The organism is Vibrio sp. 1180_3 (genome assembly GCF_029478545.1).
GTDB lineage: Bacteria > Pseudomonadota > Gammaproteobacteria > Enterobacterales > Vibrionaceae > Vibrio > Vibrio aestuarianus.
This window is the reverse complement of sequence record NZ_SJFM01000270.1, coordinates 1-255: the sequence shown is the minus strand read 5'-3', so window position 1 is coordinate 255 and position 255 is coordinate 1. Positions and strand designations below refer to the sequence as shown.

General features: G+C 48.2%; 1 protein-coding gene. It reads right to left on the bottom strand.

The window, feature by feature from the left end; genetic code table 11:
* Positions 1–255: hypothetical protein (locus EYW48_RS21815; protein ID WP_277433115.1), on the bottom strand; the 255-nt coding region annotated here is incomplete at both ends.

The window sequence follows — 255 nt, the reverse complement described above, 5'->3', positions numbered from 1 at the left end:
TCAATTGATAGCTAACAATGCCATCCGCCCCATCCACAACGTCAAAATTACCACTCAGCGTCGTACTGCCTGAGCCATCCGAGCCCATACCCGACAAATCATCTTCATCAACGGTTTGTTGGCTACCCGCTGTAATTTGGCTAATGGTTGGTACATCATCGATGATGGTGATCGGCAAGGCGATCGCATTAGACACATCACCATCTCGGTCGGTCGCTGTAACCGATAGATTTAAGATAAGATCGTTTTCTCCGG